The 25,369-nt window shown below is 68.6% G+C and carries 25 protein-coding genes; 12 read left to right on the top strand and 13 right to left on the bottom strand.

Annotation, left to right across the window (positions count from 1 at the left end; all coding sequences use genetic code 11):
- Positions 1-18: 18 nt before the first annotated feature.
- From BM004_RS33630 to adh, 6 genes are all read right to left on the bottom strand, one after another.
- The gene (locus BM004_RS33630) at positions 19-885 is read right to left on the bottom strand and encodes a fumarylacetoacetate hydrolase family protein (RefSeq protein ID WP_093219998.1); all 867 of its coding nucleotides are present in this window, start codon (positions 883-885) and stop codon (positions 19-21) included.
- 63 nt (positions 886-948) lie between these two features.
- Positions 949-1,503, bottom strand: a complete 555-nt coding sequence (locus tag BM004_RS33635) for a VOC family protein (protein WP_093220001.1) — start codon at positions 1,501-1,503, stop codon at positions 949-951.
- Positions 1,504-1,560: 57 nt separating this feature from the next.
- Entirely contained in the window at positions 1,561-2,271 is a 711-nt protein-coding gene (locus BM004_RS33640) for a GntR family transcriptional regulator (RefSeq protein ID WP_093220003.1), read from the bottom strand.
- Positions 2,272-2,379: 108 nt separating this feature from the next.
- Entirely contained in the window at positions 2,380-2,589 is a 210-nt protein-coding gene (locus BM004_RS33645; RefSeq protein ID WP_093220006.1) for a TOBE domain-containing protein, read from the bottom strand.
- A gap of 70 nt (positions 2,590-2,659) precedes the next feature.
- The gene (locus BM004_RS33650; protein ID WP_093134282.1) at positions 2,660-3,037 is read right to left on the bottom strand and encodes a DUF779 domain-containing protein; all 378 of its coding nucleotides are present in this window, start codon (positions 3,035-3,037) and stop codon (positions 2,660-2,662) included.
- Positions 3,037-4,557, bottom strand: a complete 1,521-nt coding sequence (adh, locus tag BM004_RS33655) for an aldehyde dehydrogenase (protein ID WP_093220008.1) — start codon at positions 4,555-4,557, stop codon at positions 3,037-3,039. Before adh ends, BM004_RS33650 begins: the two co-directional genes overlap by 1 nt.
- Before the next feature lie 232 nt (positions 4,558-4,789).
- On the opposite strand from adh, the gene BM004_RS33660 reads away from it, so the two are divergent.
- From BM004_RS33660 to BM004_RS33685, 6 genes are all read left to right on the top strand, one after another.
- On the top strand, positions 4,790-6,700 hold the full coding sequence (locus BM004_RS33660) for a sigma-54-dependent Fis family transcriptional regulator (protein ID WP_093220010.1): 1,911 nt from the start codon (positions 4,790-4,792) through the stop codon (positions 6,698-6,700).
- A 126-nt stretch (positions 6,701-6,826) separates the two neighbouring features.
- Positions 6,827-7,768, top strand: a complete 942-nt coding sequence (locus tag BM004_RS33665; protein WP_093220012.1) for a nitroreductase — start codon at positions 6,827-6,829, stop codon at positions 7,766-7,768.
- Positions 7,755-8,480, top strand: coding sequence for a M24 family metallopeptidase (locus BM004_RS33670; protein ID WP_093220014.1), 726 nt, complete (start codon positions 7,755-7,757; stop codon positions 8,478-8,480). Before BM004_RS33665 ends, BM004_RS33670 begins: the two co-directional genes overlap by 14 nt.
- Positions 8,481-8,483: 3 nt before the next feature.
- Positions 8,484-8,858, top strand: a complete 375-nt coding sequence (locus BM004_RS33675; RefSeq protein ID WP_093220016.1) for a gamma-glutamylcyclotransferase family protein — start codon at positions 8,484-8,486, stop codon at positions 8,856-8,858.
- Between the two features lie 55 nt (positions 8,859-8,913).
- Positions 8,914-9,756 (top strand): class I SAM-dependent methyltransferase, encoded by an 843-nt coding sequence (locus BM004_RS33680; RefSeq protein ID WP_093220019.1) that lies wholly within the window; start codon positions 8,914-8,916, stop codon positions 9,754-9,756.
- Positions 9,757-9,999: 243 nt separating this feature from the next.
- A complete protein-coding gene (locus BM004_RS33685) occupies positions 10,000-11,598 on the top strand; it encodes an OpgD/OpgG family glucan biosynthesis protein (RefSeq protein WP_093220020.1) in 1,599 nt (532 codons plus the stop codon).
- Positions 11,599-11,724: 126 nt separating this feature from the next.
- Here BM004_RS33685 and BM004_RS33690 read toward each other — a convergent pair whose 3' ends face one another.
- Complete coding sequence (locus tag BM004_RS33690) at positions 11,725-12,642, bottom strand: LysR family transcriptional regulator (RefSeq protein ID WP_093220023.1); 918 nt, start codon at positions 12,640-12,642, stop codon at positions 11,725-11,727.
- A 108-nt stretch (positions 12,643-12,750) separates the two neighbouring features.
- On the opposite strand from BM004_RS33690, the gene BM004_RS33695 reads away from it, so the two are divergent.
- Positions 12,751-13,503 (top strand): glucose 1-dehydrogenase, encoded by a 753-nt coding sequence (locus BM004_RS33695; protein ID WP_093134260.1) that lies wholly within the window; start codon positions 12,751-12,753, stop codon positions 13,501-13,503.
- A 53-nt stretch (positions 13,504-13,556) separates the two neighbouring features.
- On the opposite strand, the gene BM004_RS33700 is transcribed toward BM004_RS33695, so the two are convergent.
- Entirely contained in the window at positions 13,557-13,964 is a 408-nt protein-coding gene (locus tag BM004_RS33700) for an FKBP-type peptidyl-prolyl cis-trans isomerase (protein WP_093134257.1), read from the bottom strand.
- A 157-nt stretch (positions 13,965-14,121) separates the two neighbouring features.
- Here BM004_RS33700 and eat point away from each other — a divergent pair, with 157 nt between their 5' ends.
- The 3 genes from eat to eutC are packed head-to-tail and all read left to right on the top strand — an operon-like array spanning position 14,122 to position 17,783.
- Positions 14,122-15,543 (top strand): ethanolamine permease, encoded by a 1,422-nt coding sequence (gene eat, locus BM004_RS33705; RefSeq protein ID WP_093220025.1) that lies wholly within the window; start codon positions 14,122-14,124, stop codon positions 15,541-15,543.
- A 24-nt stretch (positions 15,544-15,567) separates the two neighbouring features.
- On the top strand, positions 15,568-16,989 hold the full coding sequence (locus BM004_RS33710; RefSeq protein WP_093220028.1) for an ethanolamine ammonia-lyase subunit EutB: 1,422 nt from the start codon (positions 15,568-15,570) through the stop codon (positions 16,987-16,989).
- Positions 16,986-17,783, top strand: coding sequence for an ethanolamine ammonia-lyase subunit EutC (gene eutC, locus BM004_RS33715; RefSeq protein ID WP_093220031.1), 798 nt, complete (start codon positions 16,986-16,988; stop codon positions 17,781-17,783). Before BM004_RS33710 ends, eutC begins: the two co-directional genes overlap by 4 nt.
- A gap of 5 nt (positions 17,784-17,788) precedes the next feature.
- Here the strand turns inward: eutC and BM004_RS33720 are convergent, their stop codons facing one another.
- Both BM004_RS33720 and BM004_RS33725 read right to left on the bottom strand, forming a co-directional pair.
- Complete coding sequence (locus tag BM004_RS33720) at positions 17,789-18,211, bottom strand: nuclear transport factor 2 family protein (protein ID WP_371271176.1); 423 nt, start codon at positions 18,209-18,211, stop codon at positions 17,789-17,791.
- Between the two features lie 129 nt (positions 18,212-18,340).
- Positions 18,341-18,925 (bottom strand): dihydrofolate reductase family protein, encoded by a 585-nt coding sequence (locus BM004_RS33725; protein WP_093220038.1) that lies wholly within the window; start codon positions 18,923-18,925, stop codon positions 18,341-18,343.
- A gap of 257 nt (positions 18,926-19,182) precedes the next feature.
- Here BM004_RS33725 and BM004_RS33730 point away from each other — a divergent pair, with 257 nt between their 5' ends.
- Positions 19,183-20,451 (top strand): HAD family hydrolase, encoded by a 1,269-nt coding sequence (locus BM004_RS33730; protein ID WP_093220040.1) that lies wholly within the window; start codon positions 19,183-19,185, stop codon positions 20,449-20,451.
- Between the two features lie 45 nt (positions 20,452-20,496).
- On the opposite strand, the gene BM004_RS33735 is transcribed toward BM004_RS33730, so the two are convergent.
- The 3 genes from BM004_RS33735 to BM004_RS33745 are packed head-to-tail and all read right to left on the bottom strand — an operon-like array spanning position 20,497 to position 24,456.
- Complete coding sequence (locus BM004_RS33735) at positions 20,497-21,930, bottom strand: cytochrome c (RefSeq protein ID WP_093220043.1); 1,434 nt, start codon at positions 21,928-21,930, stop codon at positions 20,497-20,499.
- Positions 21,927-23,699, bottom strand: a complete 1,773-nt coding sequence (locus tag BM004_RS33740; protein WP_093134217.1) for a GMC family oxidoreductase — start codon at positions 23,697-23,699, stop codon at positions 21,927-21,929. The genes BM004_RS33735 and BM004_RS33740 overlap by 4 nt, the downstream gene beginning before the upstream one ends.
- 13 nt (positions 23,700-23,712) lie before the next feature.
- Complete coding sequence (locus BM004_RS33745; RefSeq protein WP_093220045.1) at positions 23,713-24,456, bottom strand: gluconate 2-dehydrogenase subunit 3 family protein; 744 nt, start codon at positions 24,454-24,456, stop codon at positions 23,713-23,715.
- A gap of 177 nt (positions 24,457-24,633) precedes the next feature.
- Here BM004_RS33745 and BM004_RS33750 point away from each other — a divergent pair, with 177 nt between their 5' ends.
- Positions 24,634-25,218 carry a peroxidase-related enzyme gene (locus BM004_RS33750; protein WP_093134212.1) on the top strand — a complete coding sequence of 195 codons (585 nt, stop codon included), beginning with the start codon at positions 24,634-24,636 and terminating at the stop codon, positions 25,216-25,218.
- Positions 25,219-25,369: the final 151 nt, after the last annotated feature.

Here is a 25,369-nt window from a genome sequence, read left to right on the forward strand (position 1 = left end):
GTGCGTGCTGCGGCAGGGTCAGTGCTGCTGCGCCGCGATCGGGTTGCGCAGCGTGCCGATGCCTTCGATCTCGACCTCGCACACGTCGCCCGGTTTCATGAAGCGCTGCGGCTTGCGGCTCCAGCCCACGCCGGCGGGCGTGCCCGTGGCGATGACGTCGCCCGGCACCAGCGTGAAGATGGTCGAGGCGTAGGCGATGAGCTTCGGAATGCTGAAGATCATGTGGCCCGTGTGGCTGGACTGCACCGTCTCGCCGTTGAGGCGAACCTCCAGCTTCAGCTCGCGGCCCGGTGCAATTTCGTCGGCCGTGACCATCCACGGGCCGAAGCCCCCGGTCGATTCGAAGTTCTTGCCGGAGGCGATCTGCTTGGCGTGAAACTGCCATTCGCGCACGCTGGCGTCGTTGTAGCAGGCATAGCCCGCCACGTGCGCATAGGCCTCGCTCTCCGGAATGTTGCGGCCCTGCTTGCCGATGACGACGGCCAGTTCGCCCTCCCAGTCGAGCGACTCCGACACGTCGGGGCGCACGATGGGCTGGTTGTGCGCGCACTGCGAGCGCCACACGCGCAGGAAGATCGGCGGCTGTTCCGACAGCTCGCGCTGCATGCCCGCGGCCAGCACCTCCTGGTGGTGGTCCATGTAGTTGCGCACCGCGCAGACGATCTTTTCCGGGCGCGGGATCACGGGCAGGAAGGTGATGTCGGCCAGCTTCGCATCGCCCGCCTTGCCCTCCACATGCTCGGCGGCGCGCAGGTAGTCACCCGAGCCGATGTAGTCGGCCAGCGTGGCGTGCTGCGGCATGGCGCGGCCCAGGTCGACCACCTGGTCGCCGACCACGGCGCCCCAGGTTTCGCGGCCAAGATGAATGAACGACAGAAGTTTCATGGGGTCTCCGATGGATCGATGGCGTGAAAGGAAGGAGGAAAGGCGATAACGGACGAGGGGCTTTCAGCCGCCCGCATGCGGCGCGCGGGCCTCGAACTGCGCCTGCCACTGCGCAAGCGGCATGAAGGTCGGGTCGCTGCGGCAGATGGCTTCGGTCTCGCGCATGATCTCGTCGTCGCTCTTCGACAGGTCGAGCGGATCGCCATGCGGCTGTGCCACGTAGAACGGGGTGTCGACGTACACCTCGAGCATGTTGCCCTCGGGGTCGAGCATGTAGACCGACAGCGCATTGCCGTGGTTGAGGCCGCGAATGTCGGTGGCGCCGCGCGCCGCCGCTCGCGCCCAGATGTCGCGCATCGACTGCAGGCCCGGCACCGCGAACGACAGCTGCATCACCGTGCTGAACACCGCGTCCGCCGGGCGACCCGACGCCACCACCAACTGGTGGTGCTGGTGCGGGCTGGCGCTCATGAAGACCAGCTGGTTCCTGAAGGTGCGGCCCACGCCCCGGTCGGTGACCGTGAGCGCGAACACCTCGGTATAGAAGGCCACCATCCGCTCCAGGTCGCTCACGTAGATGCCGAAATGCGAAGGCGTGGGTCGATCGACCTTGAGCATGGGTCTTGTCTCCTGTCGTTCTTTGAAAGGCATGCGGGCGCGAAGGCCCGCGCGGTGTCAGGCGCCCGCGACCTGCATTCGACGCAACGCCGCCTCGACGTTGCGTTGCGTGCTCTGGATGTGCTCCGTGAGCAGCGCGCAGGCGGTGTCGCCGTCGCGCGCCAGCGTGGCGTCCATCAGCTTGCGATGCTCGTTGGACTTGCGCCGCGCGATCTGTCGGTGGCGCGCGGAGAAACGCCGGTAGCGCTCGGCCTGGTCGAACAGGCTGGCGCTCCACATGCGCTGCCGCTCCGACGCGCAAGCCGCCAGCAGCGAGAGATGGAAGCCGCGGTGCACCTCGCTCCACTCGTCGTCGAGCACGAGGGCACCGTCGCCGAAGCGCGATTCGATCTTCTCGAGGCGGTGAAAGGCGGCCACGATGGCGGCCTCCCAGGCGTCGTCGCCATGCGCGATGGCGCTGCCCAGCGCCTGCACGTCGAGCATCAGGCGCATGTGCGTGATGTCGTTGAGGTCGTCCAGCGCAATCGGCGCCACGCGGAAGCCGCGCCGCTCGTCGGCGCGCACCAGGCCCTCCTGCGCGAGCCGGCTCAGCGCCTCGCGCAGCGGGCTGCTGGAAAAGCCGTAATGGCCCTGGAGTTCATCGAGCTTGAGCTTGCTGCCGGCTTCGAAATGGCCGACGAGCACGTCGCGCCGCAGGCTGCGAAAGGCCTGCTCGGAAAGCGGAACGGAGCTGTCGACGGCGGGTGCGGGCGTGAGAGGACTGGGCATGGCTGAAATTATGCACAAAATTATTTTTATGCACAATTTCTGCTTTATGCCTGTTTACCCTGACCTGCCCATCGCGCGGCAGGCCTTCCGACAGCAGCTTTTCGATGCTCAGTCGGTCCCGACCATCACGCTCGACGCCTTGATCACCGCATAGGCATCCGCACCTTCCGCAAGGTTCAGCGATTGCGCCGAACTGCTGGTGATGGTCGAGACGATCTGCACGCCCGGCGCGATTTCCAGCGTGACTTCGGTCGTGACGGGGCCGCGGACGATGGCGATGACCTTGCCGGACAGGACGTTGCGTGCGCTGATCTTCATGGCGTGCTCCTTGGATGTCGAGCACGCCAGTCTATCGGCGCACGCGCCCCGACGTCCGGGCCCTGTCTGCCTACCTGGCCTCCTCCGCCGCCAGTACCGCCCACTCTTCGTCAGTGAACAGCCGCGAGCGCGTCAGGAAGCGCACCCCCTCCGGCCCCTCCAGCGAGAACATGCCCCCGCGCCCCGGCACCACGTCGATGATCAGCTGCGTGTGCTGCCAATACGCGAACTGCGGCCCGCTGATGTAGAACGGCATGCCGCCGATGTGGCCCAGCAGCTTGTCGTAGTCGCCCACGATGAACTCCTCGCGCCCGTAGCACATGGGCGCGCTGCCGTCGCAGCAGCCGCCCGACTGATGGAACATCAGCGGGCCGTGCCTGGCGGCGAGCCTGTCGATCAACGCGAGCGCGGCTTCGGTCGCGGTGACGCGCAGGACATCGCCCGCCATCAGAAGAAGCCCAGCTTGTTCTCGCTGTAGCTCACGAGCAGGTTCTTGGTCTGCTGGTAGTGGTCGAGCATCATCTTGTGGTTCTCACGCCCGATGCCCGATTGCTTGTAGCCGCCGAAGGCCGCATGCGCCGGGTAGTGGTGGTAGCAGTTGGTCCACACGCGGCCCGCCTGGATGCCGCGGCCCATGCGGAAGGCGCGGTTCATGTCGCGGCTCCACACGCCGGCGCCCAGCCCGTACAGCGTGTCGTTGGCAATCGACAGCGCCTCTTCCTCGTCCTTGAAGGTGGTGACCGACACCACCGGGCCGAAGATCTCCTCCTGGAAGATGCGCATCTTGTTGTGGCCCTGGAACACGGTCGGCTTCACGTAGTAGCCGTCGGCCAGGTCGCCCTCGAGCTTCTGGCGCTCGCCGCCGATCAGCACCTTGGCGCCCTCCTGCTTGCCGATGTCCAGGTACGACAGGATCTTCTCGAGCTGCTCGCTGGAGGCCTGCGCGCCGATCATGGTGGCCATGTCCAGCGGGCTGCCCTGCTTGATGGCGGCCACGCGCTTCAGTGCGCGCTCCATGAAGCGGTCGTAGATCGACTCCTGGATCAGCGCGCGCGACGGGCAGGTGCACACCTCGCCCTGGTTCAGCGCGAACATCGCAAAGCCTTCGAGCGCCTTGTCGAAGAAGCTGTCGTCGCGCTCCATCACGTCGGCGAAGAAGATGTTGGGCGACTTGCCGCCCAGCTCCAGCGTGACCGGAATCAGGTTCTGGCTCGCGTACTGCGAGATCAGCCGGCCGGTGGTGGTTTCGCCGGTGAAGGCGATCTTGCCGATGCGGTTGCTCGACGCCAGCGGCTTGCCCGCCTCCACGCCGAAGCCGTTCACCACGTTCAGCACGCCCGGCGGCAGCAGGTCGCCGATGAGTTCCATCAGCACCAGGATCGACACCGGGGTCTGCTCGGCCGGCTTCAGCACCACGCAGTTGCCGGCGGCCAGCGCGGGCGCCAGCTTCCATACGGCCATGAGGATCGGGAAGTTCCACGGAATGATCTGGCCGACCACGCCGATGGGCTCATGGAAGTGGTACGCGAAGGTCTCGTGGTCGATCTCGCTGATGCCGCCTTCCTGCGAACGGATGCACGAGGCGAAGTAGCGGAAATGGTCGACCGCCAGCGGCAGGTCGGCCGCCATGGTCTCGCGGATCGGCTTGCCGTTGTCCCAGGTTTCGGCCGCGGCCAGCATGGGCAGGTTTTCCTGGATGCGCTCGGCAATGCGGTTCAGGATGTTCGCGCGCTCCGTGGTCGAGGTGCGCCCCCAGGCGCCCTTGGCCTTGTGCGCGGCGTCGAGCGCGCGGTCGATGTCGGCCGCGGTGGAGCGCGGCACCTCGCAGAAGACCTTGCCGGTGACGGGCGTGATGTTCTCAAAGTACTGGTTGTCCACCGGCGCGACCCACTCGCCGCCGATGTAGTTGCCATAGCGCTTCTTGAAGGGCACCGCGGTACCGAATTTGCCCGGTTCGAGCATGTCCATGTCTTTGTCTCCAGTGCAGGGTTGCAGGGTTGCAGGGTTGGTGGCGCCGCGACGTGCGGCGACCCGCACAGACAACCGCAAGCCACGTACCCGCGCGGATCGGGACATTCCCTGAGTACTTCTTCTTGGCAACCGGCTGCCGCAGCGGGTTTTCATTCGCAATCTGCGACATGTTCCCGCGAACATAGCGACTAGGATGTCGCACAAGGCGAAACCCCTATCGGAGACACGCATGAGCGAAGCGCAGTTGCCATCGGTCAGAGTGGAGCAGGCCCGCGAGCTTTTCTTCGGGCAGGGGCGAGACCCCGCGCCCTGGATCGCACCGCACATCTCGCGCTCGTGGCAACGCAGCCGCCCGGTCGACCACCAGGCGATCGACCCCGAGCCGATGGCGCTGGCCCTGCTGCGCGAACGGCGCGAGCAGGCGATGCGGCTGCTGAACTGCGCCCAACCCGAACTCGACGGCCTGGCCGAGCACGCGACCGGCAACGGCTGCGTGGTGATCCTGTCGGACGCGAGCGGTCTGATCCTCGAGGAAGTCGGCAGCCCCGACTTCCTGCCCAAGGCCGAGCGCATCGCGCTGCAGCCCGGCGTGGAATGGTCGGAGCACAACCGCGGCACCAACGCCATCGGCACCGCGCTGGCCGAGCGCGAGGCGCTGATGGTGCTGGGCGGCGAGCACTACCTGGCGCAGAACGGCGCACTGGGCTGCGCGGCGGCGCCCATCTTCACGGGGCGCGGCGAAGTGGCCGGCGCGCTCGACATCTCGGGCGAGACGGTGCGGGTGAACCAGCATGCGCTGGGGCTGGTGCGCATGGCGGCGCAACAGGTCGAGCACCGCATGCTGCTGGCCGAGGCCAGCGGCCACGTGCTGCGCTTCCACGCGCGCCCGGCGCTGATCGGCACCGCGCGCGAGGGCCTGATGGTGATCGAGGGCGGACGCATCGTCGCGGCCAACCGCGTGGCGCTCGAACTGTTCGGGCGCTCGTGGGACGGCCTGCTCGACCTGGACGCCGAGCTTTTCCTGGGCACGAACTGGCCGCGCATGGCGCACCGGCGCAGCCTGCTCACGCTGCCGGACGGGCGGCAGATTGCCACGGTGATGGAGCGTTCGCATGCACCCGCCGCGGGCCGGCCGTTGGCACGTGCCCCGACGAATGCGCCAGCGCCTGCCATGCATGAAGCCACGGCCCAGGCCGACGCCGTGCAGCCGCTGCTCGACAAGGCCGTGCGCGTGCTCAACGAAGGCGTGCCGGTGCTGGTGAACGGCGAGACCGGCAGCGGCAAGGAGGTGTTCTCGCGCCGCCTGCATGCCGCGAGCCGCCGCGCCGCGGGGCCCTTCGTGGCGGTCGACTGCGCCTCGCTGCCCGAGACGCTGATCGAGTCGGAGCTGTTCGGCTACGACGAAGGCGCCTTCACCGGCGCGCGGCGCAAGGGCATGGCGGGCCGCATCCGCGAGGCCCACGGCGGCGTGCTGTTCCTGGACGAGATCGCGGAGATTCCGCTGGCCCTGCAGACGCGGCTGCTGCGCGTGCTCGAGGAACGCGTGGTCACGCCGCTGGGTGGCGGCCAGGGCGTGGCGGTCGACTTCGACCTGGTCTGCGCCACCCATGGCCACCTGCCCGCGCTGGTGGCGGCGGGCCGCTTTCGCGCCGACCTGATGTACCGCGTGGCCGGGTTCACGGTGGCGCTGCCCTCGCTGAGCCAGCGCGCCGACCGGCATGCGCTGATCGCGCGCATGTTCATGGAGTCGGGCGGCGCGGCCAGGCACCTGCGGCTGGAGAGCGACGCGCTCGAGGCGCTGGCCGCCTACCGCTGGCCCGGCAACGTGCGCGAGCTGCGCAGCACGCTGCGCGCCGTCGTCGCACTGGCCGACGCGGGCGATGCGGTGACGGCGGCCATGCTGCCCGCGCACCTGCTCGGCACACCGGCGCCCGCATCCGCAGCGGCGTGCGCGGACGCGAACGCCTTCGCCGCACCGCCGCATGCCGAACCATTGATGGCCATCACGCGCCACGCGATCGACGAAGCCCTCAAGGGCAGCGACCACGACGTGGCGAAGGCCGCGCGCCGGCTGGGCGTGCACCGCAGCACCGTCTACCGCCACCTCGCGCGGCAACGCGGCAAGCCCCCGGCGCACTGAAGACCGCACTCAAGACCGCACCCAAGCCCCGGCCTCCCGCGGGGCGTGCCGGCAGCGATGCCGCAACGCAGCGCTATGCTCCTTAAAATACAGCGAAGCATCGTTGGAACACAGAACACGCACGCCATGGTCACCAGTCAACTCCGCTGCCTCGTCGCGCTCGGGCAGGCGCGGCACCTCGGGCGCGCCGCACAGGCCACCCAGGTTTCGCAGCTCGAGCTGAGCGAGGCGATCCGCGCGCTCGAAGAGGAATACGGCCACGCACTGCTCGAACCCGGCCCGCGCGCAGGCGGCTTTCAGGGCTTCACGCCGCAGGGCGAACAGGTGCTGGCCTGGGCGCGCAGCTTCCTGCAGCACGGCGAAGACCTGCGCCGCGAGCTGCATGCCGTGCAACAGGAAAGCGCCATCGCCCCGCTGCTGGAACGCCGCTCCGTCTCGCCGAAACGCCTGCGCGCGCCCGGGCCCGGGGCGGAACACATCGACCTGATCCTGCAGGCCGCGTTGCGCGCGCCCGACCACGGCGGGCTGCATCCCTGGCGCGTGGTGGAGTTTCGCGAGGCACAGCGTGCCGCGCTGGCCGAACGCTTCGAGGCCGAAAAGCGCCGCCGCGATCCGCTGGCCTCGCCGGCCGATCTGCGCCGCGCGCGCGAACACGCCACGCGCCCGCCCGTGCTGCTGGCCTTCATCGTGGTGCCCCGCGCGCGCAGCAAGGTGCCCGCGCGCGAGCAGTGGCTGAGCGCGGGCGCCGCGCTGGGCAACCTGCTCAATGCCGCGCACCAGCTCGGCTTCGGCGCCATCATGCTCAGCGGCGAGCGCTGCTTCGACCCGGTCCTGAGTGCCGAGCTCGGCGTCAAGCCCGAGGAATTCCTCGCGGGCTTCGTGAGCCTGGGCAGCGTGGTCGAGGCGCCACCGCCGCGCAGCCACGCGCTGCCGGGGCAGGTGTGGTCCGCGTGGGTGCCGTCCGCAATCCCGCGGGCCGCCGCCCAGGCCGACCCGTTCCGCCAGCCTGCTGACCCCTTGAACCTGAACTCGAACCTGAACCTGGACATTGCAAATGACAAGACCTGACACCGGCCGCACCGAAGCCACGGGCACCCGGTTTTCGCTCGGCGCGATGCGCGCGGCGCGCACGCTGTCGCAGCGCGCGGTGAGCCGCATCGCCTCGGGCATGCACCCCGGCATGACGCATGCGCAGGGCCACGAGCTCGCGATGGCCACGCTGCAGAAGCTGGGCATGGAGCGCAACTGGCACCCGATCGTCATCCGCTTCGGCGAGGACACGCTCAAGATCTTTCGCGAGACCTCCGACCCCGATCGCGTGCTGGGCGCGCAGGACATCTTCTTCGTCGACATTGGCCCGGTGTGGGAAGGCCACGAGGGCGATGCCGGCGACACCTTCGTGATGGGCGACGACCCGCAGATGCACGCCTGCGCCGAGGCCGCGCGCGTGCTGTGGCAGGACGTGGCCGAGCGCTGGCGCGCCGACCGGCTCAGCGGGCAGGCGCTCTATGCCTACGCTGCCGAACGCGCCGAGGCCATGGGCTGGCGGCTGAACCTCGACATCAAGGGCCACCGCGTCTGCGACTTTCCGCATGCGATCTACCAGGCCGGCAAGCTCGGCGACTTCGGCCTGTGCCCGGCCACGGGCATCTGGATCCTGGAGATCCAGATCGCGCACCCCACGCGGCCCTTCGGCGCGTTCTACGAAGACCTGCTGATGGCCGACGACGTGCCGCCTGCGAACGACGCAGCGGCCATTGCCGAGCTGGTCACGGACTGAGCCATGACCGAAGCAACCGAGCAACTGTTCTCCTACGGCACCCTGCAGCTTCCCGCCGTGCAGGTCGCCACCTTCGGCCGCACGCTCGACGGCAACGCCGACAGCCTGCCCGGCTACCGGCTCGCGCAGCTCGCCATCCAGGACCCGGCCGTGGTCGCGACCAGCGGCAAGACGCACCACCCCATCGCCACGCCGAGCGATGTGCCCGGCGACGCCGTGGAAGGCGCCGTCTTCGCCATCACGCCGGCCGAACTGGCGCATGCCGATGCCTACGAGGTCGACGACTACCGCCGCGACCGCGTCGTGCTGGCCTCGGGCCTGCACGCCTGGGCCTACGTCGACGCGCGCCATGCGCCGGCCGGCACAACCAAAGACTGACTTGCCCGCCGATGCCGGAGCGGCCAGACTGGCGGCTGGTCCATTCCGAGCATCCATGACCCTTCCCAAACCCGCGCGCGGCCTGTCGGCAGTTCCTTCCACCCTGCGTATTCCGCTGGCCGCGCGAGTTTCGGGCGATGCGATGTTTCCCCAGGTGGCCGTGGGCGACGCCTACGCCGCCGCCATCCTGGAGCGCATCCGCGACGACGGGCACGCGCTGCCGGAAGACCGGGCCACCATCTACGGCATCCTCTCGCGCACGCGGCGCTTCCGCGGCCTGGCGCAGGAGTTCCTCAAGCAGCACCCGGGCGCGCGCGTGGTGAACATGGGCTGCGGCCTGAGCCACTACTTCCAGTGGCTGGACGACGGCAAGTCCCGCATGACCGACGCCGACCTGCCCGAGGTGCTCGCGCTGCGCCGCGAGCTGATTCCCGAGACCCACGAGCGCCACGACGTGCGCACGCTCGACCTCACCGCGCCCGACTGGTGGGAGCAGCTCGGGCTGCCGCGCAAGCGCAACGCGCAGCCGGTGTTCCTGTTCACCGAGGGCGTGTTCATGTACCTGCAGCCCGCGCAGGTGCAGGCGGTGCTCGCCACCTTCGGCGAGCGCGCGCCCGCGGGCTCGGTGCTGGCCTTCGACGCGATGTGCTGGCTCGCGGTGGGCCGGGCGAAGCAGCATCCGTCGGTGCGCGCGACGGGCGCGGAGTTCCATTGGGGCATCCGCCGCACCGGCGAGCTGGCACAGGCCCATCCGCGCCTGCGCCTGGACACCACCTTCCGTGTGCTCGAGGGCATCGGCCTGCCCTACACGCTCTTCGCGCCGATGGTGATGCTGCTGCTCGGCGTGCCGCTGTACGCGGTGTATGCGCTGCAGGCGGTCGACGAGGCCGATACATAAACGCACAATTTCGCGGAATCCCGCAAATTGGCGGCTTTGTCCGGCCCGGGGTGCGCGGAATGGCTGACGCGCCGCGGGCGCGGCAGGGCGCAAGCTGGGCGCTGTTCCCGGTCGCGGAGGAAAATCCCCGTGGCGCGGCCTGCATTACGATGGTTTCAAAGCCCGCGGACCCTGCAGGCCACCCACTTTCCGCTTCTCCCCTCTCTCCCCAGACTCGCAAGATTCGCAACCCTCAAGAACCACATGCTTGATCGCCGATCCTTCCTTGCCGCCGGCGGTGCCGCTGCCGCGCTCGCCACCCTCGGACTGCCCGAAGAGGCGCTCGCCGCCAACGGCCTGCAACTGAGCCAGCCCACGCCCTTCTCGTTCGACGCGCTGGTGGCGCAGGCCAAGACGCTCGCGGCCAAGCCCTACGTGGCCGCCGCGCCGCTGGCACCCGAAGTGCTCGACCGCATCGACTACGACGCCCACGGCAAGATCAAGTTCGACCCCGCCAACGCCCTCTTCCGCGACGGCCCCGGCGCGTTCCCGGTCACCTTCTTCCACCTCGGGCGCTTCTTCCAGACGCCGGTGCGCATGCACGTGCTGGAGAACACCGACGGCGACGCCTTCGCGCGCGAAGTGCTCTACAACCCCTCGTACTTCTCGATGCCGCCCGACAGCCCCGCGCGCGCGCTGCCGCCCGGCGCCGGCTTTGCCGGCTTCCGCCTGCAGGAAAGCCGCCTGGGCGACCAGAGCAAGCTCGACTGGCAGAAGAACGACTGGGTCGCCTTTCTGGGCGCCTCGTACTTCCGCGCCATCGGCGAGCTCTACCAGTACGGCCTGTCGGCGCGCGGCCTCGCGCTCGACGTGGCGGTGCCCCACAAGGCGGAAGAATTCCCGACCTTCACGCGCTTCTACTTCGAGACGCCGGCTGCGAACAACACCACCTCGATGACGGTCTACGCGCTGCTCGAGGGGCCGAGCGTCACCGGCGTCTTCAAGTTCGTGATGCAGCGCAACAAGGCCGTGATCATGGACATCGACGCGCGCATGTTCCTGCGCCGCGACGTGTCGCGCCTGGGCCTGGTGCCGCTGACCTCGATGTACTGGTACTCGGAAACCATCAAGCCCACCGCCATCGACTGGCGTCCCGAGGTGCACGACTCCGACGGCCTGGCCATCTGGAACGGCGCGGGCGAGCGCATCTGGCGCCCGCTGAACAACCCGACGCAGACGCGCGCCTCGGCCTTCGCCGACACCCGGCCGCGCGGCTTCGGCCTGCTGCAGCGCGACCGCGCGTTCGACCACTACCAGGACGGCGTGAACTACGAGAAGCGCCCGAGCCTGTGGATCGAACCGCTGGGCGACTGGGGCGAAGGCTCGGTGCAGCTCATCGAGATCCCGACCGACGACGAGATCCACGACAACATCGTCGCCTTCTGGGTGCCCAAGGCCGAAGCCAAGGCGGGTTCCAGCTACAGCCTGCAGTACCGCCTGCACTGGACAGACCAGGAGCCGTTTCCTTCACCGCTCGCACGCTGCGTGGCCACGCGCATCGGCCGCGGCGGGCAGCCGGGGCAGCCGCGGCCGCAGGGCGTGCGCAAGTTCATGGTCGAGTTCATCGGCGAGCCGCTGGCCACCGTGCCCTTCGGCGTGAAGCCCGAGGTGGTGCTGACGGCCGCGCGCGGCAAGTTCTCTTACGTGTTCGCCGAGGCCGTGCCCAACGGCGTGCCGGGCCATTGGCGCGCGCAGTTCGACTTCACGCCCGAAGGCAACGAGCCGGTCGACATGCGCATGTACCTGAAGGTCGGCGACCAGACGCTCACCGAGACCTGGCTGTACCAGTACCAACCGGGGTGATCGGCCTCGGCGTGCGCGGGTGACCCTCGACGCGCGGCGCGCGGGCCACCCTCGATGCGCTGTGCGCGAGTCGCCCTCACCGCGCTGCGCGCGGGCCACCCTCAATGCGCTGCGCGCGGGTCGCCCTCAACGCGCTGCACGCGCGTTGTAGGGCGCGAAGAGCTCCACCGCCCAGTCGACGAACACGCGCAGCTTGGCGCTCAGGTGCCGGTTGGTCGGGTACACCACGTGCAGCGGGTACGGAGGCGGCGTCCAGCCCTGCAGCACCTCGACCAGCGCGCCGCTCTCCAGGTGCGACGCCACCATCACGTCGAAGACCTGCGCCACGCCCATGCCGGTGAGCACCGCCGTCAGGTGCGCGGTGCTCTCGTTCACGCCCACCACGGTATGGCCGTGGATCTCGACGCGTTCGTCGTCACGCCCGTAGCGCAGCGGAATCGGCCGGTTGCTCAGTGACGAGAAGTAGCCCACCACGCGGTGCGTGCCGTCGCCCAGATCGGCCGGCGTCTTCGGCACGCCGTGGCGCTTCAGGTAGGCCGGCGTCGCGCAGGTCACGAAGCGCAGGGTCGCGATGCGGCGCGCCACCAGCGACTGGTCGGTCAGCTCGCCGGCGCGGATCACGCAGTCGACCGCATCGCCGACCAGGTTCACCGGCCGGTCACTCACGCCGATCTCGAGTTCGATCTCCGGATACCGCGCATGGAACGCCGGCAGCTGCGGGATCAGGATCATGTTGGCGAACGAGGAGCCGATGTCCACCCTCAGGCGCCCGCGCGGATGCGCCTGCGCGTTCGTCAGGTCCGACTCGATGTCTTCCAGCTCCGCCAGCACGCGCGCGGTGCGCTCGTAGTAGGCCGCGCCCTCGGGCGTGACCGTCACGCGGCGCGTGGTGCGCTGCAGCAGCTTCACGCGCAGGCGGGTTTCGAGCTGCTGCACCAGCTTCGTCACGGTGGGCTTGGGCATCTGCAGCGAGTCGGCGGCGCGGGTGAAGGTGCCGGCCTCGACCACACGGGCAAACACGCGCATGGCGGTGATCTGGTCCATCGCCGGATTATTGGTGAATCGTGAATAAACAAATGGCGTGCGGGCTCTTGGTCCGCACGGGGGTCGCGCCCAAACTTCCTTCCATCGACAACCACCAAGGAAGAAATCATGACCCTCAAGCTCAACGACAAGATCGCCCTCGTCACCGGCGGCACCAGTGGCATCGGCCTGGCCACGGCACAGCGCTTCGTCGACGAAGGTGCCTACGTGTTCATCACCGGGCGCCGCCAGGCCGAACTCGACGCAGCCGTGAAGACCATCGGGCGCAACGTGACGGGCGTGCTCGGCGACGTCTCCAAGCTCGAAGACCTCGACCGGCTCTACGCCGCCATCCAGCAACAGAAGGGGCGCCTGGACGTGCTGTTCGCCAATGCCGGCGGCGGCAGCCTGCTGCCGCTGGGACAGATCACCGAAGAACACTTCGACAAGATCTTCAACACCAACGTGCGCGGCCTGCTCTTCACGGTGCAGAAGGCATTGCCGCTGATGCCAAAGGGCGCGTCGATCGTGCTCAATGCGTCGATCACCAGCATCAAGGGCACGCCGGCCTTCAGCGTCTACAGCGCGACCAAGGCCGCGGTGCGCAGCTTTGCGCGCAGCTGGACGGTGGACCTGAAGGATGCCGGCATCCGCGTGAACGCGGTGAGCCCCGGCGTGGTGCCGACGCCCGCCTACGACCTGCTCGGCCTCACGAAGGACCAGGTGGCGGGCTTCATCGAAAGCCAGGCGCAAGGCATTCCGCTGGGCCGCGTGGGCACGCCCGACGAGATCGCCAAGGCCGTGGTGTTCCTGGCCTCGGACGACAGCAGCTTCGTGAACGGCGCGGAGCTGTTCGTCGACGGCGGCATGGCGCAGATCTGAACCACCCGCGGCCGGGCCAGGCCGCAGTTCAGTTCAAGTCAGTTCAAGCCAGCTCAGCGCTTGACCGACACCAGCTCCACTTCGAAGTTCAGCGTGGCGTTCGGCGGAATCACGCCGCCGGCGCCGCGCGCACCGTAGGCAATCGACGGCGGGCAGGTCAGCTTGGCCTTGCCGCCCGGCTTCATCTTCTGCACGCCTTCGGTCCAGCACGGGATCACGCCGTTGAGCGGGAACTCGGTGGGTTCGCCGCGCTTGTAGGAGCTGTCGAATTCCTTGCCGGTGTCGGGGAAGGTGCCGCGGTAGTGCACCTTGACCACGTCGGTGGCCGCGGGCGAAGCGCCGGTGCCTTCCTTGAGCGACTGGTAGATCAGGCCGCTGGGCGTGGTCACCGGGGCGGACTGCGCGAAGGCAGCGGGAACAGCAAGAACGGACACGAGCGCGGCACAGAAAAGAGACTTCACGAAACACCTCGAAGGTTGAGAGGCCCCGATTATGGCCAGCGCACGTGTCGCGCCTGTAAGGGGATATTCGGGGCCTTTCACCGGCTTGCCCCTGCGTTGGAACAGCCCTTGCTTTGCTGCTGGTGCACTGTCACCATCCACCAAGAGAGGACGCTCCATGCCCGCCACAGACGCCACGCCGGCCGCCTCCCCCGCACAGGGAGGCCACGGCCATCTGAAGAAAGTGCTCGGCCCTTTCCAGCTCTGGGGCATCGCGGTCGGGCTCGTCATCTCGGGTGAGTACTTTGGTTGGAGCTACGGCTGGAACACCGCCGGCACGCTCGGCTTCCTGGTGGCCACGGTGCTGGTGGCAACCATGTACACCACCTTCATCTTCAGCTTCACCGAACTCTCCACCGCCATTCCGCACGCGGGCGGCCCCTTCGCCTATGCGCGGCGCGCGTTCGGCCCCAACGGCGGCTTCGTGGCGGGCTTTGCCACGCTGATCGAATTCGTGTTCGCGCCGCCGGCCATCGCGCTGGCCATCGGCGCGTACCTCAACGTGCAGTTCCCGGGCATCAACCCGAAGTGGTTCGCGCTGGGCGCGTACGTGATCTTCATCGGGCTCAACTGGATCGGCGTGGGCATCGCGGCGGCCTTCGAACTCTTCGTGACGGTGCTGGCCATCGTCGAGCTGCTGGTGTTCATGGGCGTGGTCACGCCGGGCTGGACGCTGGCCAACTTCACGGCCAACGGCTGGGCCGGCGGCAGCGTGCTGAACGGCGCGGCCATCTCGGGCATCTTCGCGTCGATCCCGTTCGCCATCTGGTTCTTCCTGGCCATCGAGGGCGCGGCCATGGCGGCCGAAGAGGCGCGCGACCCGCACCGCACCATTCCCATCGCGTACACCACGGGCATCGTCACGCTGGTGGTGCTGGCCTTCGGCGTGATGATCTTCGCGGGCGGCGTGGGCGACTGGCGCAAGCTCGCCAACATCAACGACCCGCTGCCGCAGGCCATGAAGGCGGTGGTGGGCGAGAACAGCGGCTGGCTGCACATGCTGGTGTGGATCGGCCTGTTCGGGCTGATCGCTTCGTTCCACGGGATCATCATGGGCTACTCGCGCCAGATCTTCGCGCTGGCGCGCGCGGGCTACCTGCCGCGCTACTTCGCCGGCCTGAGCCCGCGCTTCGACACGCCGCACCGCGCGCTGCTGGCCGGCGGCGTGATCGGCGTCATCGCCATCTTCAGCGACGAGTGGGTGCAGTTCGGCGGGCAGACGCTCACGGCCAACATCGTCACCATGGCCGTGCTCGGCGCCATCGTGATGTACCTGATCTCGATGGCCGCGCTCTTCAAGCTGCGCAATAGCGAGCCGAACTTGCTGCGCACCTACCGCGCGCCCTTCTACCCCGTGTTCCCGGCCATTGCGCTGGGCCTGGGCGTGGTGTGCCTGGGCGCGATGGTGTGGTTCAACGCCATGCTCACGCTGCTGTTCATCGTGCTGATGGCCGCGGCCTACGGCTACTTCCTGCTGACCTCGGGGCAGCGCGAGGCCGCCGCGCCCGACGAGATGCTGTCTTCGACCACCGGCGCCTGACACGCGAAGCCGCACACCGAAAAGATGCTGTACCGCACCACCATCGCCGGCCAGGTCTTCAGCTTCGAAGACCTTCGGCAGGTCCTGGCCTTCGCGAGCCCGGCGCGTTCGGGCGACTACCTCGCGGGCATCGGCGCGGCCACCGCGCAGCAGCGCATGGCCGCGCGCCACGTGCTCGCCGACACGCCGCTCAGGCAGTTCCTCAGCGAGGCGCTGATCCCGTACGAGAGCGACAACATCACGCGCCTCATCATCGACGGCCACGACGCGCAGGCCTTCGCGCCGGTGGCGCACCTCACGGTCGGCGACTTCCGCAACTGGCTGCTTTCGCAAGCGGCCACCACCGCCACGCTCGGCGCGCTCGCACCGGGCCTCACGCCCGAGATGGTGGCCGCCGTGTCCAAGCTCATGCGCAACCAGGACCTGGTGTCGGTCGCGAAGAAGTGCAGCGTGGTCACGCGCTTTCGCGACACCATCGGCCTGCCCGGCCACCTGGCCGTGCGCCTGCAGCCCAACCACCCGACCGACGACCTGCGCGGCGTGGCCGCCTCCACGCTCGACGGCCTGCTGTACGGCGCGGGCGACGCGGTGATCGGACTGAACCCGGCGTCCGACAGCATGCCCGTGCTGGGCCGCCTGCTGCACATGCTCGACGAGGTGATCCAGCGCTTCGAGATTCCCACGCAGAGCTGCGTGCTCACGCACGTGACCAACACGCTCAAGCTGGCCGAGGCCGGCGCGCCGGTCGACCTCGTGTTCCAGTCGATCGCGGGCACCGAGAAGGCCAACCTCTCGTTCGGCGTGACGCCCGAGCTGCTCGACGAGGCCTACGCGGCGGCGCTGTCACTGAAGCGCGGCACCATCGGCGACAACGTCATGTACTTCGAGACCGGCCAGGGCAGCGCGCTGTCGGCCAACGCCAACTTCGGCGTCGACCAGCAGACCTGCGAAGTGCGCGCCTATGCGCTGGCGCGGCGCTACAAGCCCTTCCTCATCAACACGGTGGTCGGCTTCATCGGCCCGGAGTACCTGTACGACGGCAAGCAGATCATTCGCGCCGGGCTCGAGGACCACTTCAGCGGCAAGCTGCTGGGCCTGCCCATCGGCTGCGACATCTGCTACACCAACCACGCCGAGGCCGATCAGGACGACATGGACACCCTGCTGGTGCTGCTGGGCACGGCGGGCATCAACTTCATCATGGGCATTCCGGGCGCCGACGACGTGATGCTCAACTACCAGAGCACCTCGTTCCACGACGCGCTGTTCCTGCGCGACACGCTGGGCCTGAAGCGCGCACCCGAGTTCGAGGCCTGGCTGCAGCGCATGCAGATCACCGACGCTGCGGGGCAACTCGCGCCGCCATCGGCCAACCGGCTGCTGGCCGACATGAGCAGCTTGAGCGGCTTGAGTGGCCTGAACGGCCTCAGCGCACTCACACCATGAGCGACGCCGTCACCCCCAACCCCTGGGCGCAATGGCGCTCGGCCACGCCCGCGCGGCTGGCGCTGGGCCGCGCCGGCGCCGGCATGCCGACCGACGAGACCTTGCGCTTCGGCTGGGCGCACGCGATGGCGCGCGACGCGATCCACGCGCCGCTGGACGTCGATGCGCTCGAAGCCGCACTGAGCGCACAACACTGGCAAGTGGTACGCGCACACAGCTGCGCCGCCGACCGCACCGAATACCTGCGCCGCCCCGACCTCGGCCGCCAGCTGCACGAGGACGACGCCACGCACCTGCTGCGCGACCGGCGCTACGGCTGCGATGTGTGCGTGGTCGTCGGCGACGGCCTTTCATCGCTCGCGGTGGCGCGCCATGCCGCGCCGCTGCTGGCCGCCTTGCGCGCGCACCTGCCCGCCGACACCAGCTTCGCGCCCGTGGTCATCGCCACGCAGGCCCGCGTGGCATTGGCCGATGAGGTGGGCGAGCTGTTCGGCGCGGCGCTGTCGGTGATGCTGATCGGCGAGCGGCCGGGCCTGAGTTCGCCGGACAGCCTGGGCATCTACCTGACCCATTCCCCCAAGCGCGGCCGGCACGACGCCGAGCGCAACTGCATCTCGAACGTGCGGCCCGAAGGGCTGGCGTACGAGACGGCCGCGTTCAAGCTGGCGTGGCTGATGCGCGAGTCGCTGCGCCGGGGGTTGACCGGCGTCGGGCTGAAGGACGAGAGCGACCTGGCGGTGCTGCAGCAGCGTGGGGCGGCGGAGCTTGGGCGGGCAGCCGGGCTTCCCAAATAGCGTCGTCAGCCCTGCCGCGCGGGTGCATCGCCTTCCAGGCGAGCCTCGACGACAAAGGCTTGCAGCTCGGCCAGCTTGCCATCGCGAAAACGCCAGACGTCGCAGTACGCATGGCGCGCCGTCTTGCCGGCTTCGTCCTTCAGCGTGATCTCGCCAACGGCCGAGAGAAAGTCGCCATCGGCAATCAGGCGATGCACCTCGAACCGGGGCGGCTCCTTGTAGGCGGTCGCCATCCATTCGCGAACGGCCTGCTTGCCGCTGAGGGTCCTGTCGCCAACGAAATTCCATTGCGTGTCGTCGGTGCAGAACGCCAGGAACCCCTCGCAGTCGCCTTGGGTGATGGCCGCATTGGCCTTCTGCAGAATTGTCTTGTGGGTCTCGGACATCCGGAACTCTCCTGTGTGTTCGACCGGCGCGTGCAAATGCACGCGTGCCGTTGAATCACAGGTTCTATCAGCCTGGCTTTTATCTCTTGCCGGTCTGCCCGCAACGACGACGTCAGCTTTTGGCTCGTCGCTGCATGGGGTGCGAGCTGGGTCTCGTCGAGGGCACCGGCGCTAGTTCGCCGCGGATGCCAGAGGGCCGGCGAACTTGTAGGAACTGAGGATCACACCGGACGGCATGGCCTTCGTGCTGACGAGTTCGAAGGCACGTGGCGGGCTTCCCTGCGCGAAGAGGCGCTTCCCGGTGCCCAGCAGGACCGGATAGACGATCAGCGTCACTTCGTCTGCCAGCCCGTGCTCGAACAGCGTCGACGTCAGCGTGGAACTGCCCCACAGGACCAGGTCCGGGCCCGCCTGCGACTTGATGCGGCGAACGCCCTCGACGATGTCCGGCCCGAGGCCTTCGAACGGGCCCCAGGCCAGACTTTCCGGGCGGTGCGTCACGACATATTTGGTCGCCGCATTCAAGCCGTCGGACATCGGGCTGCTCGGCGCCTTCGGCCAGAAGCCCGACCACAGGTCGTAGGTGCGACGCCCGAGCAGCAGATCGAAGCGATCGCCGTGCGCGGCGAAGACTTCGTCGCGGCCTGCGGGCGTACGGTACAGCGCGGTCCACTCGGCGTAAGGAAAGTCGTCTTCGCCGGAGGACTGAATCACGCCGTCCAGCGAGATGTGTTCCATGACTTTGAGCTTTCTCATTCGGGTCTCCGTGCTTGGGGTTGCAGGGTCTGAGGGTGCTGAACGGTCCCGGTCTCGCGCCAGCCCGCGGAGGCTCCGTGGGTTCAAACGGGGACGGTCACAGGGGCATTCACTGTAGCTTTGCCGCCGCCGCGTGCCGTGTACGCGCCACGCCTCGAACGGCCTGGCACGACTGATGCGTAGTTCCGCGCGGAACTGTCACAGGCGTTGCATACGCTCCGTGGCTCTCTTCAACAACGCACAACTACAGGGAACGCATGCAACGCCGTCTCGTCCTTCTCACCCCCATGGCCGCCGCGCTCGTCGCCGCCGGCTGCGCCAGCCTCTCGTCCGGTAAAGGCGCCGGCCTCGATGCGGGCCACTGGGACGCGTTCAACCGCGCGCAGATCGAAGGCCTGATCGCCAGCCAGGGCAAGGCCAGCCCCGGCTACAACGCGGCCAAGCCGCCGTACGTGGTGTTCGACTGGGACAACACCAGCGTCTTCCTCGACATCGAGGAAGCCTCGCTGATCTACCAGCTCGAGAACCTGGTCTTCGGCGCCACGCCCGCGCAGCTCGAGGTGGCGCTGCGCAAGAACATTCCGAAAAAAGACTTCCTGCCCGCGTACAACAACGCGGCCGGCCAGGCCGTGAACATCGACCGCGTGGTGCCCGACATCGTCGCCAGCTACACGTGGCTGTACCAGAACTACAAGGGCCTGAAGGGCGACCAGTCGCTGGCGGTGGTGGCGATGAGCCCGCACTACGGCGCCTTCATCACCAAGGTGCGCTACCTGTACGAAGCCATCGGCGACACCTTCGACCACGACACGGCCTACCCGTGGGTGACGTACCTCTTCGTCGGCATGACCGAGGCGCAGGTGCGCAAGCTCACGGCCGACACGGTGGCGTGGCAGTTGAAGGAGCCGGTCGCCAAGGTCAAGTGGACCTCGCCGGCCGCGCTGCCGGGCCGCGCGGGCGTGGTGTCGGTGAGCTGGAAGAACGGCCTGCGCCTGCAGCCCGAAATGCAGCAGCTCTATGCGGCTTTCCGCAACGCGGGCTTCGACGTGTGGGTGTGCTCGGCCTCGTTCGTCGACGTGATCAAGGAGATCTCCTCGAACCCGGCCTTCGGCTACAACAACCCGCCCGAGCGCGTGCTGGCGATGGAGCTGGAGCGCGATGCCAAGGGCGTGATTCAGCCCGAATTCCGCCGCGGCTACGACCAGACGCAGGGGCCGGGCAAGACGAAGAACATCCAGCGCTTTTTGGTCGCCAAGTACGGCTACGGCCCGAGCTTTGTGGCCGGCGACAGCGAGGGCGACCAGAACATGATGGCCGACTTTGCGGACACGAAGAAGGTGCTGATCGTCAACCGCCTGCGCGACCCGAAGACGGACATCGGCAAGTTCTCGGCCATGGCCGTGCAGAACTACGGCAAGGCCGACACGCGCTATCTGCTGCAGGGGCGCGACGACAACAGCGGTGCGTGGGTGGCCTCGCAGTTGCACACGCCGTTGGGCGCGTCGGCGGGCAAGGCGCTGAAGTAGCGGGCGGGCCCCGTCGGGCTCGGCCGTACTTCGGGCGCCTCAGCCTCAGGGGTTCTTCGCCACCACCGGCTTCACCGTGTCGCGCACCTTGGCCACCTGCGCGGCCGTCACGGCCTCGCCCTGGTTGCCCCAGCTCGAGCGCGCAAAGCTCAGCACGCTGGCCACGTCGGCATCGGTCAGGCGCCAGCCGAAGTCGGGCATGGCGATGGGCGACGGGGCCTTGGCGGTGCTGGGCATGGCCGAGCCGGCGAGCACCAGGCGAATGAGCGAGGTCGGGTCTTTCGCATTCACCACGCTGTTGCCGGCAAGCGCCGGAAAGGTCTTGTCCGCGCCGGTGCCGTCGGAGCGGTGGCAGGCGTTGCAGTTGTTCAGGTAGACCATCGCGCCGCTGTTGCCTTCGACGGTGCCGTTGCGCAATGCGAGCGCGGTGGGGTGCTTGGGCGCGGCCGCCACCAGCGAGGCCGGGGATGGCGGAGACGACGGGGAAGACGGGGAAGACGCACCCTTCGCATCGTCCTTCATGCCCAGCGATTGCAGGTACGCCGCCACGGCCTGCAGGTCCTGCGTGGACATGTGCTGCGTGCTGTTCTGCACCACGTCGACCATCGCGCCGAATGCTGCGGTGTGGCTGGTGCGCCCGGTCTGCAGGTACTGCACGATGTCTTCGGACGACCACTGCGCCATGGTCGGGCGGTCGGTGTGGCGCAGGGGTTGCGCATACCAGCCGTCGATGACCGCGCCCGAAAGAAAGAGCTCGCCCTTCCTGTCGCTGGCCGCCTTCACGCCGCCGAGCATGCTGCGCGGGGTGTGGCAGTCGCCGCAATGGCCCAGGCCCTGCACCAGGTAGGCGCCGCGATTCCACTCGGCGCTGCGTGCGGTGTCGCTCTGGTACACGCCCTTGTCGAGGTAGAGCCAGTTCCAGCCGATCATCAGGCCGCGCATGCTGAAGGGCCATGGCAGGTCGGTGGCCGGCGGCTTCTGCGCGACGGGCTGCACGCCGCCGCGAAAGAAGGTGAAGAGCGCGTGCATGTCCTCGTCGTTCACGCGGGCGAACGACGGGTACGGCATGGCGGGGTACAGGCGGTGGCCGTCCTTGGCCACGCCTTCGCGCAGCGCGCGGGCGAACTCGGCCTCGGTGTAGGCGCCGATGCCGGCCTCGGGGTCGGGCGTGATGTTGGTCGACACGATGGTGCCGAACGGCGTCTTCATCGGCAGGCCGCCGCCGAAGGCAGGCTTGCCCGGCGCGGTGTGGCAGCTGACGCAGTCGCCGGCACGCGCGAGGTAGCGGCCGCGCTCCAGCACGGGGTCGGCCGGGGCAGCAGGCGCGGCTGCCGGCGTTGCATTGGCCACGGGCGCGGACGCCGGTGCCGCCGCGGGTGTGGCCGCCGGTGCCTCGGCCTTCTGCGCCACGGCCCAGGCCCCGGCGCACAGCAGCACCACGGCCGCGGCCACGCCGCCATACAGGCGTCGCGCGCTCATGCCAGCGCTCCCGGGTTCTTCAGGTACTGCTCGCGGATGGCCTTGGCCGACCAGTACGCCAGCGCACCCACCATGCCAGTCGGGTTGTAGCCGAAGTTCTGCGGGAAGGCGCTGGCGCCCATCACGAACACGTTGGGCACGTCCCACACCTGCAGGAAGCGGTTCACGGCGCTGGTGGAGGGGTCGGTGCCCATGGGGGCGCCGCCGGTGTTGTGGGTCGACTGGTAGTAGCGCACGTCGTAGTGCGCGCCGGCCTTCTGGAAGTTCATCTTCAGCTGCTTGGGCCCCATGGCCCTGGCGATCTGCTCGACCTTGGTGCCGATGAACTGCGTCATCGCGAGGTCGTTGGCCTTCCAGTCGAAGGTCATGCGCAGCAGCGGCTGGCCGTGCACGTCCTTGTAGGTCGGGTCGAGGTCGAGGTAGTTGTCGCGGTAGGCCATCACCGAGCCCTGGCTGCCCACGCCGGCCTGGTAGAGATAGTTTTCCTTCGCGGCCTTCTTCCAGCCCGCGCCCCAGCTCGGCGTGCCGGGCGGCAGGCTCAGCTGCTGGATCGGGCGCCCGCCGGTGTTGATGCAGTTGATGCTGGCGCCGCCCACGAAGCCCGCCGGGCCGTGGTCGAAGTTGTCGCCGTCGAAGTCGTCGATGACGGTGCCGCTGGCGCCCGCGCCGACGAAGGGGTTCATCGGCTGGTCCTTGTCGAAGAACAGGCTGGCGCCGCCGTTGAGCTGGTAGGCGTAGTTGCGGCCCACCACGCCTTCGCCGGTGGCCGGGTCGTACTTCTTGCCGATGTTCGACAGCAGCAGCAGGCGCACGTTGTGGAACTGGTAGGCGCACAGCACCACCAGGTCGGCGGGCTGCTCGACCTCGTTGCCTTCGGCGTCCACGTAGGTCACGCCGGTGGCGCGCTTGCCGTCGGGCGACATGTTCACGCGCAGCACGTGCGACCTGGTGCGCAGCTCGAAGTTGGGCCGCTTCATCAGCACCGGCAGCAGCGTGGTCTGCGGCGAGGCCTTCGAATACATGTAGCAGCCGTAGCGCTCGCAGAAGCCGCAGAAGTTGCACGGCCCGAGCTGCGCGCCGTGCGGGTTGGTGTAGGCGCGCGAGGCATTGGCCGCGGCCTGCGGGAACGGGTGGTAGCCCAGGTCGCGCGCGGCCTTCTCGAACAGCCGGGCGCTGTTGACGGAGGCCAGCGGCGGCAGCGGAAATTCGTTGGCGCGCGCGCCTTCGAACGGGTTGCCGCCGGCCTGGATCTGCCCGCCGATGTTGCCGGCCTTGCCCGAGGTGCCGCAGATCTTCTCGAACTGGTCGAAGTGCGGCTCCAGCTCGTCGTAGCTCACGCCGAAGTCCTGGATGGTCATGCCTTCGGGAATGAACTTCTTGCCGTAGCGCTCTTCGTAGTGGCTGCGGATGCGCAGGTCGCTCGGCAGCGCGCGCCAGTGGTGGCCGTTCCAGTGCACGCCCGCGCCGCCCACGCCGTCGCCGGGCAGGAAGGACGCGAGCTGCCGGTACGGCACCGCGATCTCGGCCGGCGTGTGGCGGATGGTCACGGTCTCGCGCGAGAGGTTCTGGAACAGCTTGCCGCGGATGCCGTAGCTCAGCTCGTCGGTGATGCGCGGGTAGGCGAAGTCGGGTTGCGTGTCGCGGTTCTCGCCGCGCTCCAGCGCCAGCACCTTCAGGCCGGCCGCGGTGAGCTCCATGCCCATGATCGCGCCGGTCCAGCCGAAGCCGACCAGCACCGCGTCGACACCGGGTTTCTTGATGTTTGCCATGGTGTGCGCGCCCTCAGCCCTGCGGCCCGGCGATGCTCACCGGCGGCAGGTTGTACTTGACGCCGGGCCGGTCGACCCAGTCGGCGTAGTCGGCGCGCGCGCCGGGAAAGCCGATCATCTTCCACGCCGCGGCGTTCTTGTTGCCGCCGTGGATGGGGTCGCTGAAGTAGCCCTCCTTGGTGTTCTGCAACAGGAAGCCGAAGAAGTCGGTTGCGCCCACGCCGTCGAGCGTGACGCTGCCGGCCTCCAGGCCCTTGAGCACGTCGTCCTGCTGCGCCGCGGCGAGCTGCGCGAAGGGCTTGTCGGCGAACTGCTTGCGGCAGTAGGCGTCGGTGGCGGCAATGCCCGCGCGGTACACCTCGCGCGGCGGCATCTTCTTCTGGTAGCCGAACAGCGGCGACACCTCGATGAACGGGCCCTGCATGTACCAGGTGGCCGCATGGCCGAAGGCGCCTTCCATCTGCCGGTCGATGAACTCGGGCACGCCCGCCTCGATGGCGCCGGGGCCCGCGTCGTCGGACGGAATCAGCCGCGCGACCGCGGCCTGCACGAAGGCCCATTCGGTGGCGTTGAAGTAGACGGGGGTGTACGGAGCGTTGGGCGCGCCGGGGCTGGTTGCGGGAGCGGGCGCCTTGGCGGCGGTCTGCGCCAGCGCGGCACCGGTGACGCCACCGGCGCCGAAGGCCGTGGCGGCCGGCACGATGGCGATGGACCGGCGCAGGAATCCCCGCCGGTCGGAATACGACACGTCTTTCATCGCGTTGTGTGCGGCAGCGGGCCGCGTGTTGTTGTGCGAGCCTTCATCATCGCGACCACGCGCGCCGTGTCTTGTAGGAAAGTGTCTTGCCTATGATGGAAGCCGCCTCGCGCCTTTCAGGACGCTTTCAGGGCGCTTTCAGCCAACCGACGAATCAACGAACAGACCGGAGACGCCATGACGACGACCACCCGCTACCCGCTCGCCGAACTCGAGAACCTGCCCGAGGACATCCGCACCGCGATCCTTGCCGTGCAGGAGAAGGCGGGCTTCGTGCCCAACGTGTTCCTGGGCCTGGCGCGCCGCCCGGCCGAATGGCGCGCCTTCTTCGCGTACCACGACGCGCTGATGCTCAAGGAAGAAGGCTCGCTCACCAAGGGCGACCGCGAGATGATCGTCACCACCACCAGCGCGGCCAACCAGTGCCTGTACTGCGTGGTGGCGCACGGCGCGCTGCTGCGCATCTACGAGAAGAAGCCGCTGGTGGCCGACCAGGTGGCGGTGAACTACCGCAAGGCCGACATCACGCCGCGCCAGCGCGCCATGCTCGACTTTGCGATGAAGGTCTGCGACCGCTCGCACGAGATCGACGACAGCGACTTCGCGCCGCTGCACGCGCACGGCTTCGACGACGAGGACATCTGGGACATCGCGGCCATCACCGCCTTCTTCGGCCTGAGCAACCGCCTGGCGAGCTTCAGCGGCATGCAGCCGAACCACGAGTTCTTCCTGATGGGGCGGCTGCCCCGCGAGAAGAAGTAGCCGGTACCCCATGGCCCGAGCGCTCGGGGGACCGAGCGCTCAGGGCCCGCTCAGCCCTTTGCACGGCAGGCGGCCAGCGCGTCCAGCGCGGGCTTGTAGGTGGGCGTGGTCACGTCCATCACGCCCAGCACCGTGTGGTACAGGTTGTCGT

Source organism: Variovorax sp. OK212 (genome assembly GCF_900112425.1).
In the GTDB taxonomy this organism is placed as follows: Bacteria; Pseudomonadota; Gammaproteobacteria; order Burkholderiales; family Burkholderiaceae_C; genus Variovorax.

Excerpts from the sequence above, each read along its gene's own strand:
- BM004_RS33630 (WP_093219998.1), bottom strand. The coding sequence starts at position 885 with ATGAAACTTCTGTCGTTCATTCATCTTGGCCGCGAAACCTGGGGCGCC.
- BM004_RS33635 (WP_093220001.1), bottom strand. The coding sequence starts at position 1,503 with ATGCTCAAGGTCGATCGACCCACGCCTTCGCATTTCGGCATCTACGTG.
- BM004_RS33640 (WP_093220003.1), bottom strand. The coding sequence starts at position 2,271 with ATGCCCAGTCCTCTCACGCCCGCACCCGCCGTCGACAGCTCCGTTCCG.
- BM004_RS33645 (WP_093220006.1), bottom strand. The coding sequence starts at position 2,589 with ATGAAGATCAGCGCACGCAACGTCCTGTCCGGCAAGGTCATCGCCATC.
- BM004_RS33650 (WP_093134282.1), bottom strand. The coding sequence starts at position 3,037 with ATGGCGGGCGATGTCCTGCGCGTCACCGCGACCGAAGCCGCGCTCGCG.
- adh (WP_093220008.1), bottom strand. The coding sequence starts at position 4,557 with ATGGACATGCTCGAACCGGGCAAATTCGGTACCGCGGTGCCCTTCAAG.
- BM004_RS33660 (WP_093220010.1), top strand. The coding sequence starts at position 4,790 with ATGAGCGAAGCGCAGTTGCCATCGGTCAGAGTGGAGCAGGCCCGCGAG.
- BM004_RS33665 (WP_093220012.1), top strand. The coding sequence starts at position 6,827 with ATGGTCACCAGTCAACTCCGCTGCCTCGTCGCGCTCGGGCAGGCGCGG.
- BM004_RS33670 (WP_093220014.1), top strand. The coding sequence starts at position 7,755 with ATGACAAGACCTGACACCGGCCGCACCGAAGCCACGGGCACCCGGTTT.
- BM004_RS33675 (WP_093220016.1), top strand. The coding sequence starts at position 8,484 with ATGACCGAAGCAACCGAGCAACTGTTCTCCTACGGCACCCTGCAGCTT.
- BM004_RS33680 (WP_093220019.1), top strand. The coding sequence starts at position 8,914 with ATGACCCTTCCCAAACCCGCGCGCGGCCTGTCGGCAGTTCCTTCCACC.
- BM004_RS33685 (WP_093220020.1), top strand. The coding sequence starts at position 10,000 with ATGCTTGATCGCCGATCCTTCCTTGCCGCCGGCGGTGCCGCTGCCGCG.
- BM004_RS33690 (WP_093220023.1), bottom strand. The coding sequence starts at position 12,642 with ATGGACCAGATCACCGCCATGCGCGTGTTTGCCCGTGTGGTCGAGGCC.
- BM004_RS33695 (WP_093134260.1), top strand. The coding sequence starts at position 12,751 with ATGACCCTCAAGCTCAACGACAAGATCGCCCTCGTCACCGGCGGCACC.
- eat (WP_093220025.1), top strand. The coding sequence starts at position 14,122 with ATGCCCGCCACAGACGCCACGCCGGCCGCCTCCCCCGCACAGGGAGGC.
- BM004_RS33710 (WP_093220028.1), top strand. The coding sequence starts at position 15,568 with ATGCTGTACCGCACCACCATCGCCGGCCAGGTCTTCAGCTTCGAAGAC.
- eutC (WP_093220031.1), top strand. The coding sequence starts at position 16,986 with ATGAGCGACGCCGTCACCCCCAACCCCTGGGCGCAATGGCGCTCGGCC.
- BM004_RS33725 (WP_093220038.1), bottom strand. The coding sequence starts at position 18,925 with ATGAGAAAGCTCAAAGTCATGGAACACATCTCGCTGGACGGCGTGATT.
- BM004_RS33730 (WP_093220040.1), top strand. The coding sequence starts at position 19,183 with ATGCAACGCCGTCTCGTCCTTCTCACCCCCATGGCCGCCGCGCTCGTC.
- BM004_RS33735 (WP_093220043.1), bottom strand. The coding sequence starts at position 21,930 with ATGAGCGCGCGACGCCTGTATGGCGGCGTGGCCGCGGCCGTGGTGCTG.
- BM004_RS33740 (WP_093134217.1), bottom strand. The coding sequence starts at position 23,699 with ATGGCAAACATCAAGAAACCCGGTGTCGACGCGGTGCTGGTCGGCTTC.
- BM004_RS33745 (WP_093220045.1), bottom strand. The coding sequence starts at position 24,456 with ATGAAAGACGTGTCGTATTCCGACCGGCGGGGATTCCTGCGCCGGTCC.
- BM004_RS33750 (WP_093134212.1), top strand. The coding sequence starts at position 24,634 with ATGACGACGACCACCCGCTACCCGCTCGCCGAACTCGAGAACCTGCCC.